At 63.7% G+C, this 13,658-nt stretch carries 13 protein-coding genes; 3 read left to right on the forward strand and 10 right to left on the reverse strand.

Translation table 11 applies throughout. From position 1 onward, the window contains the following. Positions 1 to 126 precede the first annotated feature (126 nt). Positions 127 to 822: a rhomboid family intramembrane serine protease gene (locus J2T57_RS19865; RefSeq protein WP_253484300.1), complete on the forward strand. Its 696-nt coding sequence runs from the start codon at positions 127 to 129 to the stop codon at positions 820 to 822. Between the two features lie 271 nt (positions 823 to 1,093). Here the strand turns inward: J2T57_RS19865 and J2T57_RS19870 are convergent, their stop codons facing one another. The 3 genes from J2T57_RS19870 to J2T57_RS19880 all read right to left on the reverse strand — a co-directional run bounded on the left by J2T57_RS19870 (position 1,094) and on the right by J2T57_RS19880 (position 5,984). Then, complete coding sequence (locus J2T57_RS19870) at positions 1,094 to 4,174, reverse strand: efflux RND transporter permease subunit (protein WP_253484116.1); 3,081 nt, start codon at positions 4,172 to 4,174, stop codon at positions 1,094 to 1,096. Between the two features lie 4 nt (positions 4,175 to 4,178). Next, a complete protein-coding gene (locus J2T57_RS19875) occupies positions 4,179 to 5,267 on the reverse strand; it encodes an efflux RND transporter periplasmic adaptor subunit (RefSeq protein ID WP_253484120.1) in 1,089 nt (362 codons plus the stop codon). A gap of 75 nt (positions 5,268 to 5,342) precedes the next feature. Then, complete coding sequence (locus tag J2T57_RS19880) at positions 5,343 to 5,984, reverse strand: TetR/AcrR family transcriptional regulator (RefSeq protein ID WP_253484123.1); 642 nt, start codon at positions 5,982 to 5,984, stop codon at positions 5,343 to 5,345. Positions 5,985 to 6,152: 168 nt separating this feature from the next. Between J2T57_RS19880 and J2T57_RS19885 the strand changes: the two genes are divergently transcribed. Together J2T57_RS19885 and J2T57_RS19890 are read left to right on the forward strand one after the other, a co-directional pair. Beyond that, complete coding sequence (locus J2T57_RS19885) at positions 6,153 to 6,581, forward strand: VOC family protein (RefSeq protein ID WP_253484126.1); 429 nt, start codon at positions 6,153 to 6,155, stop codon at positions 6,579 to 6,581. Further along, positions 6,574 to 7,176 carry a GNAT family N-acetyltransferase gene (locus J2T57_RS19890; protein ID WP_253484129.1) on the forward strand — a complete coding sequence of 201 codons (603 nt, stop codon included), beginning with the start codon at positions 6,574 to 6,576 and terminating at the stop codon, positions 7,174 to 7,176. Before J2T57_RS19885 ends, J2T57_RS19890 begins: the two co-directional genes overlap by 8 nt. Here J2T57_RS19890 and J2T57_RS19895 read toward each other — a convergent pair. The 7 genes from J2T57_RS19895 to hemB form a co-directional block, all read right to left on the reverse strand. Further along, the gene (locus J2T57_RS19895; RefSeq protein WP_253484132.1) at positions 7,173 to 7,508 is read right to left on the reverse strand and encodes a hypothetical protein; all 336 of its coding nucleotides are present in this window, start codon (positions 7,506 to 7,508) and stop codon (positions 7,173 to 7,175) included. The genes J2T57_RS19890 and J2T57_RS19895 overlap by 4 nt on opposite strands. Positions 7,509 to 7,588: 80 nt before the next feature. After that, positions 7,589 to 9,076: a bifunctional aminoglycoside phosphotransferase/ATP-binding protein gene (locus J2T57_RS19900; RefSeq protein WP_253484135.1), complete on the reverse strand. Its 1,488-nt coding sequence runs from the start codon at positions 9,074 to 9,076 to the stop codon at positions 7,589 to 7,591. Between the two features lie 58 nt (positions 9,077 to 9,134). Then, entirely contained in the window at positions 9,135 to 9,473 is a 339-nt protein-coding gene (locus J2T57_RS19905; RefSeq protein ID WP_253484138.1) for a Rieske 2Fe-2S domain-containing protein, read from the reverse strand. 147 nt (positions 9,474 to 9,620) lie between these two features. Beyond that, positions 9,621 to 10,454 carry a shikimate dehydrogenase gene (gene aroE, locus J2T57_RS19910; protein ID WP_253484140.1) on the reverse strand — a complete coding sequence of 278 codons (834 nt, stop codon included), beginning with the start codon at positions 10,452 to 10,454 and terminating at the stop codon, positions 9,621 to 9,623. Positions 10,455 to 10,467: 13 nt separating this feature from the next. Next, positions 10,468 to 11,718 carry an inorganic phosphate transporter gene (locus J2T57_RS19915; RefSeq protein WP_253484143.1) on the reverse strand — a complete coding sequence of 417 codons (1,251 nt, stop codon included), beginning with the start codon at positions 11,716 to 11,718 and terminating at the stop codon, positions 10,468 to 10,470. A gap of 18 nt (positions 11,719 to 11,736) precedes the next feature. After that, the gene (locus J2T57_RS19920) at positions 11,737 to 12,417 is read right to left on the reverse strand and encodes a TIGR00153 family protein (RefSeq protein WP_253484146.1); all 681 of its coding nucleotides are present in this window, start codon (positions 12,415 to 12,417) and stop codon (positions 11,737 to 11,739) included. A 119-nt stretch (positions 12,418 to 12,536) separates the two neighbouring features. Next, positions 12,537 to 13,511, reverse strand: coding sequence for a porphobilinogen synthase (hemB, locus tag J2T57_RS19925; protein ID WP_253484303.1), 975 nt, complete (start codon positions 13,509 to 13,511; stop codon positions 12,537 to 12,539). Positions 13,512 to 13,658 lie beyond the last annotated feature (147 nt).

A 13,658-nucleotide genomic window follows, 5' to 3' on the forward strand; every position in this document is an offset into this window, starting at 1 on the left:
ACGCACCGACCCGATTCATCCTGTGTCTGGCAACCGGAAACCGCAGCGCTGGCCACCGGTCGAAGCATCCATGACGGCAGCATTGAGGGCAGGCTGAGAATGAGCTGGCATGACGAGGACCGGATCATGCGGGAGGGGCCGCCGCCGCGCAGGCCCGAACCGCCGCCTGAGCCGGTCGGTCCGCGGGTGCCGAGTGCCTTTCCTCCGGTGGTGCTGAGCCTGATTGCCCTGAATGTGCTGGTGTTTTTTCTCCAGCCAGGGTCTTTGGGAAGTCCGCTCTACCAGTGGTTCGCACTGTGGCCGCTTGAGCCACCTACCTCGGTGACGGTTCCTTACCCAACCAGCAGTTTCCAGCCCTGGCAGTTGGTGACCTACGGTTTCCTGCACGGCGGGACGCTGCACCTGTTCGTGAACATGTTCGCCCTGTGGATGTTCGGTACGCCGCTGGAGCACACCTGGGGCTCGCGGCGCTTCCTGTTCTTTTTCATGTTCTGCGTAGTGGGGGCGGGGCTGATCCAGCTCTTTGTTGCCAGTCAGGCCGCAGCGGGTGGAGCCATCTATCCCACGGTTGGGGCATCCGGCGGCGTGTTCGGTATCCTGCTCGGGTTCGGCATGCTGTTCCCCAACAACCGGATCATGCTGCTGATCCCGCCCATCCCGATGAAGGCCAAATATTTCGTCATTGGCTACGGTGCCTTCGAGTTGTTTGCCGGCGTCACCGGCAGCATCGGCGGCATCGCCCATTTCGCACACCTGGGTGGCATGCTGTTCGGGTTCTTCCTGATTCAGTACTGGCGGCGCGGTTTTCCGTTCCGGCGGTGAGGCGGCTGCAGAGGTTGTTGTGGTGCGTTACGCGCTGCGCCCTAACACACCCTACGCCGGGCTTCGATCGGGGCGGCTCTAGTAGGGTGTGTTAGCGCGCAAGCGCGTAACGCACCACAACGGCGGCGGCGCTGGCACCTAATGGTCATGGCACAAACGGAGTGTGGGTGCGCCGCGCGGGGACCGTCAGCGACAGGGATGTCGCTGTCGAGCCCCCATGGATGGGTTCACGGCGTGTCCCCGCGCGGCGCACCCGCACTCCGTTTGTGCCTCACGCCGTTGCCGTCCCCCGGTCCGCGAGCCATTCTCTCATCCGAATGATGCCGTTTTCCCCCAGCGAATAAGTAGCCGGGATCACCACCAGGGTCAGCAGCATGGACGAGATCATGCCGCTGATGATGGCCACTGCTAGCGGACCTTGGGTTTCCGCTCCCGCACCGGCGCCCAATGCAGCCGGCAGCATGGCAAGGATCAGGGTCAGCGAGGTCATCAGTATCGGCCGCAAGCGCACCGGGCAGGCCTGCTGTAGCGCCTCGTCCACGGAGAGATCCCGCTTCTTGCGGTACTGGTTGGTGAGGTCCACCAGCAGGATACCGTTCTTGGTCACCAGTCCAACCAGCAAGACCAGGCCGATCATGGAGTAGATGTTCAGCGTGTGGCTGAACAGCCACAGGCCCACGACGCCACCGATCATTGCCAGAGGCAGGGCCGCGAGGATGATGAACGGCTGGGCGAAGGAATTGAACTGGCTGCCCAGCACCATGTAGACCAGCACGATGGCCACCACGAAGACGAACAGGATGGCTGCTGCCGTGCGCTCGAACTCCTCGGCCTGTCCCACCAGGTTGAGGCTGTAACCAAGCGGCATGATGTCCGCAGCCTCGCGCTCCACCAGATTGACCGCTTCGGCCAGCGGCACCCCAGGCACCGAGTAGAACTGGGCGGCGTATTGCAGATCGTAGCGACCGATCACCGCCGGCCCCAGCTGCGGCTCGAATCGCGCCACGTTATCCAGCCGGATCATGTCTCCGCTACCATTGCGCAGGAAAATTCGGCGCAGGTCATCGGGGCTGCTGAAGGCGCTGTCCATAGCCTTCAGCCGGACGTCGTAGCGTTCCCCGTCACCGGGCTCATCGTTGTAGCGCGCCACGTCGATGCCACCGGCCAGCACGTTGGCGGCGCGGGCAATATCGAATGTGGAAAGCCCCAGCACCGCGGCCCGCTCGCGGTCCACCTCCAGCACCAGTTCCGGCAGATCCAGGCTCAGGTCCAGGTCCAGGGTGGCGATCTCGCTGCGACCGCCAAGGCGGCTCTCCATTTCCTCCGCCAGCCGTGCGACCTCGTCCAGATCAGGCCCGGAAATGTTGAACTGCAACGGCTCGCCGCGCTGGCCGCCGATCAAGGGCACCGAGGAGGCGAAGGCCCGCACCCCCGGAAGCTGCGCCAAGCGTCCCTGGACCTCGCCGACGATGGCCTGCTGACTCAGGCTTCGGTTCTCCCGCGGCTCCAGCCTGACGAAGGAAATGCCTTCGTTGACCTGACTTTCATCGCCGAGACCGATAGCGGTGAAATAGCTGCGTACGCCGTCCTGTGAGCCGAGGACTTCCTCGATCTGCTGCAGTTTTCCGTCCGCATGATCGATGCTGGACCCGAGGGGTGTCTGGAAGAACACCAGGAACTGACCCTCGTCCTCTTCCGGTGCAAACTCGCCGCCCAGCTGTCCGACCAGGCTGCCGGCGGCGACGGTGACGGCGGCCACCACGGCCAGGGTGATCCAGCGGAATCGCAACACCCGGGCCAGCAGCCAGCGGTAGCCGGATTCCAGCCCACGAAAGCCGCTCTCGAGGAAGTTGTAAACCTTGCCATGCTCCTTGGGCACTGTCAGGAATCGTGAACACAGCATTGGCGTCAGAGTCAGTGCCACAAGGCTCGAGGCCAGCACACCCAGAGCCACGACCACCGCGAAGGATTCGAAAAAGCGACCGATGATGCCGCCCATGAACAGCACCGGCAGGAAGATGGAAATCAGCGCCAGTGTGGTGGCGATAATGGCGAAGAACACCTCGTTGGAACCGACGATGGCCCCCTCGATGGGGTCCTCGATACCTTCCTCGCGATGGCGGAAAATGTTCTCCAGCACCACGATGGCGTCATCCACCACCACCCCGATCAGCAGCAGCATGGCCAGCATGGTCATGGAGTTCAGCGTGTAGCCGAAGAAGTAGACGGTGGCGATGATCGCCGCCAGGGAGATGGGAATGGACAGGGTGACGATCAGCGTGGAGCGCAGATTCTTGAGGAACAGCCATAGCACCAGGGCGGCGAAGAGTATGCCCAGGCCGATGGTCTGGTAGAGGCTGTCGATCATCTCGAGGATGAAGACCGACTGGTCCGAGGCAACGTTGATCTCCATGCCCGGCGGTAGCTGCGGGCGGATTTCTTCATCCACCCGGCGTTGCACCTCGTCGATGATGGCCACGGTATTGGTGCCGGACACCTTGACGATACCGAGCCCCACCGTGGGCTCGCCGTTGAAGCGGGCCAGGCCGCGGCGGTCCTCGAGGCCGTCCACCACGTCGGCGACATCGCGCAGCCGGATCAACGCACCGTCCCGGGAGGCGACGATCAGCTCCTCCAGTTCATGAGGTTGGTGGAACTCCAGATCGAGCTTGATCAGTCGTTCGGTGGAATCACTGACCAGGAAGCCGCCGGGGAGCTGGAAATGCTCGGTCTCGACGGCATTCAGCACGTCCTGAACGGTGAGTTCGAAGGCTGCCAGCTTGTCCGGGTCCACCTCCACACGGATGTTGCGCTCAAGCCCGCCGCCGATCTGGATTTCGCCGACGCCGTTGATGTTCTCCAGCTGCGGGCGGACCACGTTGCGGGCATACACGCCGAGCTGTTGCAGGGTGCGGTCGCCCTGCAGGGACAGCCACATGATGGCCTGGGCGTCCGTCTCCACCTTCTGGACCACCGGCGCCTCGGCGTCGGCGGGGAGTTCCTGGCGGATCTCGTTGACCTTGGCCTGCACCTCGTTGAAGGCCACATCCACGTCCTTGTCCAGGTCGAAGGTGATATTGACCACCGAGACGCCCGGGCTGGAACTGGACTGGATGTTGTCGATGCCGGGCACCGTATTGACGGCCCGCTCCACCTGCGACGTGATGGAAGCATCGATGATCTCGGGATCGGCTCCCGGCTGGGAGACCACCACCGTGACCACCGGAAAGTCGATGTTGGGAATTCGGTCGGTGCCCACCTGCTGATAGCCGATCAGGCCGAACAGCACCAGCACCGCACTGAGCATGACCGCCAGCACATGGCGGCGGATGGAGAGCTCTGGCAGTGTCATGGGCTCAGTCCTCCGACACGCGGACGCTGGCGCCGTCGCTCAGGAACCCCGCCCCGTCCACGGCGACGCGGTCACCGTCGTCGAGCCCCTCCAGGATCTCCGTGGAACTGCCGAGACGCCGTCCGACCCGCACATCCCGGGCGTGGGCCGTGTCGTCCTCGATGACGTACACGACCTCGCCCCGAGGCCGTTGCACCACCGACTGATTGGGTACCACAACGCTTTCCCGGGTGAGGACAACGACATCGGCGTTGACCGTACCACCCTGTCGCCAGCCGCCGGGGTTGCGGACGTTGATGATGGCCTCGATTGCCCGGCTGCCGTCCGTCAGGCCAGGGCGAAGCTCCGCGATCTGACCCTCGACATCGCTGTTGTCGGTTAGCGCCGCGCGCAGTCGCACGGCCTGACCGATCTCGAGCCGTGGTGCGGCCGACTCCGGGAATGGCAGGCGCACGCGGAGCAGGTCCTGGCTGATCAGGCGAAACAACGGCTCTCCCGGGCTGGTGTAATCGCCATCGGAGACGTGACGCTCATCGATCTCACCGGCAACTGGTGAACGCACTTCGGTATTGCGCAGGTCCCGCTCGGCGTTGCGCCGGGCTACCTGGGCCGCCTCCAGCTGTTCCTCCAGGGATTCCTGTTCCGCTTCGGCGCCATCCACCATGGCCTGCGTGACGAATCCGTCTTCAAGCAGCTCGCGGTTGCGTGCCAGTTCCCGTTCCTGATTGCGCAACAGCGCCTCCAGGCGGCGGATGTCGGTGGACGCGGAAGCCAGGCTCAGTTCATAAGGCTCAGGATCGATTTCCAGCAGCAGATCGCCACGGCTTACCCGGTCACCTGCGTCCACGTGCACACTGAGGATACGGCCGGTGACCTCGGAAGTGAGCGAGGGCGTGGTCCGCGAGCTGATGCGGCCAATCGTGCGTTCCAGGACTTCAACTGTTTCCTTTTCCACGGTGACGGTGGTGATGAGCACCCCGTCGGAGTCGTCATCGTTGTCAGCCTGATCGTTATCGCCGTTGCCGCCGCAGGCAATCAGGGCAAATGCGGCGAAAAGAAAAAACAGACCGGTGCGGGAGTGCGCAGTTTTCATGGGACGCCTTGTCTTGCAATCGTGGGGCCGCGACGCAATACCTTGCCGCGGCTGCAGGTCGAGTGAGCGGTCGCCTCAGCGGCCGTCGAGGGATGTCTCAAGCAGCTGCATCAGGGCCCCTATGAAACGGTCCTGATCCAGTGGTTGTTCCGCGTTGCGAAGCTGTGGCAACACGTCCTGTAGCTGGAAGTACATGAAATTGGCGCCGAGGATGCACAACAGCAGCACCAGTGGGTCCACGTGACTCGACCGCGGCAGGCCGGTGGAAGTTTCATCACGGATCCGTGCGAGCAGTTGATTCAGGTCCCGGGCGATCAATTCCTCGGCTTGCTGGCGTTGGCTGTTGCCCCGGCCGTTGAGCATCTGACGGAGGAACAGATGCACCGACGCCGGATCGGCAAGCATGGTTTCGAGATTGCGACGGGCGAAGTCGCTGATGCGCTGCCGTGGTGTCTGCTGCGCGGCATCGAAGCTGTCCAGGATGGCCTGAAAGGCCGAGGACGTATCCTCCAGCACCGCGCTGTAGAGCCCGGCCTTGCTGCCGAAGTGGTGGAACACGTTGGCCTTGCTGGCCTTGGCCATCTGCGCCACGTCCCTGATCGAGACCCCGTCATAACCACGCTGCCCGAACAGCAACTTGGCCGCGGCCAGGATGCGCTGACAGGCTTGTGTGGACGGCGGACGGGCTGATTCGCTGGATAGAGCGACAGGAGGCATCGTTGACCTCGTATTGACTAACCGATCGGTCAGTCAATATATGGCATGTGTCCTCGGCGCACAAGCCGGACCACTCTCCACGTCGTCGGGTATCACTGGCATACTCTCGGCTGGCGTGACCAACGACACCGTTGGCGTGATTTGCAAAGAGTCTGGAGAGAGCCCCGTATGTCCAACGCTTTCCATCTGGCTTTTCCCGTGACCGACCTGGACACCACCAGGCGTTTCTATGAGCAGGTTCTTGGCTGTGAGCGTGGGCGTGAGTCCGAGCACTGGGTGGATTTCAATTTTCACGGTCACCAGATTACTGCCCATCTGGTCGATCAGATGCCCCAGGTGCCCACCAACCATGTGGATGGTAAGCAGGTGCCGGTGCAGCACTTCGGCCTCATTCTGGAGTGGGACGACTGGGAAGTGTTGGCTGCCCGGTTGCGTGACCAGGCGGTGACTTTCATCATCGAGCCCACCGTGCGCTTTGCAGGAAAAACCGGCGAGCAAGGCACCTGCTTCCTGCTGGATCCTGCCGGCAACGCCCTGGAGTTCAAGGCGTTTCGCCGCCCCGGGGAGGTGTTTGCGCGAGGGGGCGGGCATGGCTGAAGCCATTCGGCTGCAGCGCCTGGTCGGCGCGCAGATCAACGAGGCGCTGGAGCAACTGGCGGCGCTGCGTATCCGGGTGTTCCGTGATTGGCCCTATCTCTACGATGGCGACGCCGATTACGAGGCGCGCTATCTGCGAACCTATGCCCAGTCAGAGCAGGCTGTCTGTGTGCTGGCCTGGGAGGGCGAGCGGGTGGTTGGTGCGGCAACCGGGATTCCGCTTGCCGATGAGACAGAGGAAGTCATCAAGCCGATCCGCGAGGCAGGGCTTCTCGTGGAGAGCGTGTTCTATTTCGGTGAGTCCGTGCTGCTTCCGGAGTACCGCGGGCGGGGGATCGGAGTCGGCTTCATGAACGAGCGGGAGGAGCATGCCCGGTCGCTGGGCTACGCCGTCGCCATGTTCTGCTCGGTGCAACGGCCTGCAACGCATCCACGCAGGCCCGAGGGCTACGTGCCTCTGGACGCCTTCTGGCAAAAGCGGGGCTTCCAGCCTGAAGACACGCTGCAGGCCTGGTTCCGCTGGAAGGATCTGGACGATCTGGAAGAGACCGTCAAGCCCCTGCGTTTCTGGTCGAAGCGCTTGTCCTCGTCCTAAAGCCCGCCCAGTAGCACGAGGAACGCGATTCCGGCCACCCCTGCATGCAGCAGGATCACCGGCAGGATTGGCGACTCATCACGTCGTCGAACCAGGAAGGCAAAGCCACCCCCGATCACTGCCAGCAGAAACAGGAATGCGGCGCTGTTGAACCAGAGGTTCTCCGGCCCGGTGAAGGCGCGGTAGATGAGCAGCGACACGGCACTGATGCCGATCAGGCCATGGGTAATGCCCCAGGCGGGTATCCAGCGCCCCCGGCGATGACTCTGGCGGTAGGTCAGCACGCCCATGGTCATGGTGGCCAAGAACAGGATGACGATGAGTGCTTCCACGATAGCTCCGGCTGGGTGTGGAGGACCGCGAGCGTTGCATGGATAGGGTGTTGTGGCAAGCGCGTCGCGGATCGGCTCCACTACGCCGGATCGGTCTCCTCGGCGGTGGGTGGCTCCACCATTTGCAACTGTCGCTCCAGCACCGCTGTCGTCGCCTCCGATGGATCCTTGCCCAGTTGTGCCCGCTGCCGCAGACGCTGCCGCAGTGTGTTCTCGTCCGCCTCGCACCAGACCAGCCTGCTTGACCAGCCTCCGGTGCTCGCCAGCGCACGGAAACGCGCTCGCTCGGAGCGACGCAGGTTGGCTGCATCCACGATGACGGAGGAGCCGCAGGCCAGTATTCCGCGGGCCAGGTCCGCCAGGCGCTGGTAGGTTTGTTCACCGGCCTCGGGCCCGTAGATGCCACCCCCGGCAGGAGCGTCAGTGCGCGCATCCGCGGCAAGTCCAAACAGCCGCTTGCGTTCCACATCCGACCGGATCCTTACGGCGCCGGTCTGCTCCACCAGTGCCAGAGCCCGGGTTGACTTTCCGCTGCCTGAAAGTCCCCCCATGATCCAGAGTGTCGGTTTGCGGGGTTCGGTGTAATGCGCAGCCAGGGACAGATAGCGTACCGCCTCCTGTCCGGCCTGCTCGCCACCGCCGGCCCGGGCGTGAATCGCATTGACCTTGGCCCGCACCAGGGCGCGATAGCATTTGAATAACAGCAGTAGCGGAAGACCTCGGTAGTCCCCTCCACACTCAAGGTAGTGGCTGGTGAGCAGGGCACCGAGGTCAGGTGAGCCTCGTGCATCCAGATCCATGGCGACGAAAGCCACCTCGTTCATCACATCGATGTAGCGAAGCGGCTCCGAAAACTCGATGCCGTCGAAAAAGTGGATCGCCCCGCCTTCCCGGTACATGTTTGCCAGGTGCAGGTCGCCGTGACACTCGCGCACCCGTCCCGAATGCAGGCGCTCGCTCACCAGCGTTTGCAGCCGGTCATGCTCCCGGGGGAACCAGTCAAGCACCTGCTCAAGCTGTACTCCGCCGGGCAGGAGGCGGCGGCAGTCCTCCAGGTTATCAAGCAGTGGTGCGGTGATTGCGCTCACCGAGTGCAGGGGATGGTCGTTGGCCAACGGCGCACAGGTCTGGTGGAAGGACACCATGGCCTGCGCCAGTGCCTCCATGTCCGGCGGTTTCAGCTCACCACGCTCCAGAACCCGGTCCAGCCTTGCCTCCGTGGGGAAGCGTCGCATCTGCACGGCGTGATCCAGAACCGGGCCTGACCCGCCGAGTTCAGGCTCGTCCGGTGTGCCGGTGACAGGGAGAACCGCGAGATAGAGATCCGGTGCGAGCCGGCGATTGAGGCGCAGCTCTTCACGGCAATAGTGTTGCCGAAGCGCAAGCGTGGAGTAGTCCAGGAAGCCGAGATCGACGGGTTTTTTCAGCTTGTACGCGTGGTCACCAGCCAACAGCACCGTTGCGCCGTGGGTCTCGATGGTCTCCACCGCCATGCCGTCCATGGACAGGGTGCGCTGGAGGCCTGCAATCAGTTGCCGATGCTCTGCCAGTGCCGATTCCGCATGCATCGAGTAAGCCCGTGTCGTCCATGCCGGCAATCATGATGCGCATGTCTACCGGTGGTTGTCAGCCCCCGCGTAGCAGCAGATGACACTGGCCGGCTTCCATGACCACCGGGTGGCGCGTGGCACACCGGCACTGGCGGGCCTGTGCCCATTCCGACAGGTGCTGTACCACGGCACAGCCACAGGCGGGGTGGTGGGTGTCCTTGATGTCCTCTTCCTTGCGGGTCAGGGGCATGCCCCGTTTCCGGCACAGATCTTCAACGGCCACAAGGTCCCCACCGCGATCGCGGAACAGGAGTATGCGCTTGCCGGCAAGGACCAGTGTGCGGAACTCGTCGTTGCCGCAATCGGCGAGCCTGCCTAGGGGAATACGTACGGCGGTGTCGGTTTCGGTGCTCATGGCGTCCAGCCTCCCGGGTCGTGATGCTCCGAGTCTTGTACGGAGCAAAACCCGTTCCGTCCGGTGCGAGCCTGCAATGACGCCTATCTGCCACTCTGTGCTGTCAGCATCCTGCCCTGCAAACTGGCAAGCGCCCGTGTCAGGGCACTACGCTGGTGCAGCGAGACGGCTTCGCAGGCCCGCCATGACTTCCGCGGTGGCGGGTCGGACACCGCGCCAGAGCCGGAACGACTCCGCCGCCTGCTCCACAAGCATGCCCAGCCCGTCGCTGACAGCGCCAGCACCCTGCGTCGCCGCCCAGCGCATGAAGGGCGTCGCTTCGCGGCCGTAAACCATATCGTAGGCAAGGCTGCTGTCGCGGACAAACAGCTGTTCCGGCAATGCGGGCATCTCTCCCTGCAAACCGCTGGAGGTCCCATTGATGACGATGTCGAATTGCCGGCCGGCGCAGTCGCTGAAGCCACAGGCATCTACCGGGCAGAACCTGGTCAGCCCGGCGGTCAGCGCCTGCGCCTTGGCCACAGTGCGATTGGCGATGGTCAGCGCTGCCGGCTGCGCCTCCAGCAACGGCCGTAGCACGCCCCGCACCGCGCCCCCGGCGCCAAGTATCAGGATGCGCCGGCCCTGAATCGCCTGGCCCAGATTGTTCTTGATATCCCGTCGCAGGCCGATGCCGTCGGTGTTGTCGCCGTGGAGCCGGCCGTCGGTCCATTGCAGGGTATTGACGGCTCCCGCCGATTCGGCGGCAGGAGAGCGGCTGCCACACAGCAACCAGGCCTGCTCCTTGAAGGGCACCGTGATGTTCAGCCCACGGCCGCCTTCGGCAAAGAACTGTTGCACGGCGGCAGCGAACCCGTCCAGGGCAACGAGTTGCCGCTCATAGCTGAGCTCCTGCCCGGTCGCCTCGGCGAAACGGGCGTGGATCCAGGGTGACTGGCTGTGGGCAATGGGGTTGCCGAAAACGGCGTAGCGGTCGGTCATGGTCGGTCCGGCTTCAGCCGAAGATGAGCAAAAGTATCTGGAAGAAAACAATGGAGAGTATGCCACCTGCGGGTAGCGTCACAACCCAAGACAGGAAAATACCGCGGACCACGGATAGATTGAGTGCCGCAATGCCGCGGGCCAGACCGACCCCGAGGACTGCGCCCACCAGGGTATGGGTGGTGGAGACCGGGATACCGAAACCGGAGGCCATCACCACGGTGCCCGCCGCCGCCAGCTCGCAGGTGAAGCCTCTGCTCGGAGTGAGTTGGGTGATCTCCTTGCCCACGGTGGCGATGACCCGGTGCCCCAGCATGAGGAGTCCGGCGACGATACCGATCGCCCCCAGCAGCAGCACCCAGGTGGGCACGGCCGCCTGTGCCGTCACTTCGCCGGTTTGCACCACGGCGAGCACGGCGGCCACCGGCCCGATGGCGTTGGCGACATCGTTGGAGCCGTGGGCGAAGGCCATGGCGCAGGCAGTCACAACCATGAGCACGGCGAATATCCGCTCCACGTTGGTGTAGTGGAAGCGGCGGTCCAGGTTGGGATCGATGGGAATGCGGTCAATGACCAGTTTGCCGGCAATACCCATGGCCGTGCCAATGCCGAAGGCAATGCTGTAAGACTGCACTGCGGTCAGGTCAAGGCCCACATGGGTCAGGCCTTTCATCAGTGTCATCAGGGACATGATGAAACCGGTCAGGAAAATGTAGAGCGGCACATAGCGCCGGGCGTTGCGTATGGGGTCGCGGCGGTCGAGGATCAGCCACTGCACGCTGCGGAACAGCATGAAGGCGGCGAAGCCTGCCAGCACCGGGGATATCACCCAGCTTGCGGCGATGGACGTGATTACCGGCCACTGCACCGCGCCCCAGCCGAGCCCGGCGATGGCAAAGCCCACGATGGCGCCGATGATGGAGTGGGTGGTGGAAACCGGCCAGCCCATGCTGGAGGCGATGAGCAGCCAGGTGCCCGCTGCCAGGAGTGCTGCCAGCATGCCGAAGATCAGCTGCTCCGGCCGGTCTTCCAGCAGACCCACCTCGATGATGCCGGAGCGAATGGTGTTGGTGACTTCACCGCCGGCCAGCACGGCACCGGCGAACTCGAAGATCGCGGCGATGATCACCGCCTGCTTGATGGTGAGTACCCGGGAGCCCACAGAGGTGGCCATGGCGTTGGCCACGTCGTTGGCGCCGATGCCCCAGGCCATGAAGAGGCCGAACACAGCCGCCAGGATGAGATAGATCAGCCCGTATTCCATCGCTCCCCCCGAGCGCTGTTACTTGGCGAGCATCATCTGCAGGCGGCTTCCGGCCCGCTGTGCGAGATCGGCAAGCTTGCCGACCAGTTCGATGACCTTGTAGAGGAACATCACGTCCACGGCCGACAGGCCGGCTTCCATGCTGCGCAGCGTGCCCCGCAGGCTGATCTGCATCAGGTCAGTGTCCTTCTCCACCCGGTCCAGCTCCAGCAGCAGGGATTGCACAACCTCCACCTCCGAGCCGCGGAAGCCGGTTTCCACCAGTTCGTCGAGTTCCTCCACGGTGCGGTGGGCCTGACGGGCCGCATCGATGGAGCGGTGCACGTAGTCCAGGAAGGGCTCCACCATCACGTCGGGCAGTTCCATCTCCCGGCCCAGCACCAGACCGGCGATGTCCTTGGCCTTGTTGGCGATATTGTCCTGGAGGCGGAGCAGTTCGAGCAGATCACGACGATCCACCGGCAGGAACAGCGTTTGCGGCAGGCGCATGCGCAGTTCCCGCTTCATGTCGTCGGCTTCATCCTCCAGCCGGGCGATGGCTTCGCGTTCGCTGTTCACCGTGGCGTAATCGCGACGGGCCACTGCTTCGAACAGGGGGACCAGCCGTTCTGTGCACTCCACCACCTTGCTCATGTGTTCCTGCAGCGGCTTGAAGGGGGAGCTGCCGAAAATGCCGGAGAAATAGCTCTTGGTGAACATGCGCCCGTCCGCTGTCACGAAAACGACATGAAAATGTCACATAGGGCCGGGAGTATAAGTGGGACGAGGAGGGGATGAAACCCATGGCCGGCAGAGGTGGCCAGCCATGGGCGCTGCTGTTACTCGGTCTCGCGCAGCCACATTGCCGCGCGCTTGGCGAAATAGGTGAGAATGCCGTCAGCACCGGCGCGCTTCATGGACACCAGTGCTTCCAGCGCACAGCTCTTTTCATCCAGCCAGCCGTTTCTTGCCGCGGCCATGAGCATGGCGTATTCGCCACTGACCTGATAAACGAAAGTCGGTGCGCCGAAGGTGTCCTTTACCCGGCGCACCACGTCCAGGTAGGGCAGTCCGGGCTTGATCATGATCATGTCCGCGCCTTCTTCGAGATCCAGCGCCACTTCCCGCAACGCCTCGTCGCCATTGGCCGGATCCATCTGGTAGCTATGCTTGCCGCCGCCGCCCAGATTACCCGCCGAGCCCACCGCGTCGCGGAACGGACCGTAATAGCTCGACGCATACTTTGCCGCATAGGAGAGGATGCGGACATTGTGGTAATCCGCTGCTTCCAGTGCTTCGCGCATCTGCCCCACACGACCGTCCATCATGTCCGACGGTGCCAGTATGTCGGCGCCGGCCTCCGCGTGGCAGAGGCTCTGGCGCACCAGCACGTCGATGGTGGCGTCGTTGACCACATAGCCATCGTCATCAATCAGCCCGTCCTGGCCATGACTGGTGTAAGGGTCCAAGGCCACATCGGTTATCACGCCGAGGTCCGGGAACTGCTCCTTGATGGCGCGAATGGCGGAAGGTACCAGGCCTTCCGGGTTGTAGGCCTCCTCGGCCTTGTCGGATTTGCGATCCTCGGGGATGACGGGAAACAGGGTAATCGCAGGGATGCCCAGTTCCACCACACTTTCCAGCTCCCCCAGCAGCAGATCCACCGAGAGCCTTTCCACGCCGGGCATGGACTCCACCGCCTCGCGACGATCATCGCCGGGAAGCACGAACATGGGGTAGATCAGGTCGTCGGTGGTGAGCCGGTGCTCCCGCATCAGCCGTCGGCTGAAGGGGTCGCGGCGCATCCGCCGCATGCGCACCAAAGGGTAGTAGCCAACCGCGGGATGTTGATTGCTCACGCTGCCTCTCCTCGACTGCCATGGTCCGGCCGACGACGCTTCGCCGGGCGGTTTGCCAGCCATTATGCAGATTCGGGCAGGGTGTCGCGAGCCAGCTGGTGT

It is taken from the genome of Natronocella acetinitrilica, assembly GCF_024170285.1.
Taxonomy (GTDB): Bacteria; Pseudomonadota; Gammaproteobacteria; order Nitrococcales; family Aquisalimonadaceae; genus Natronocella; species Natronocella acetinitrilica.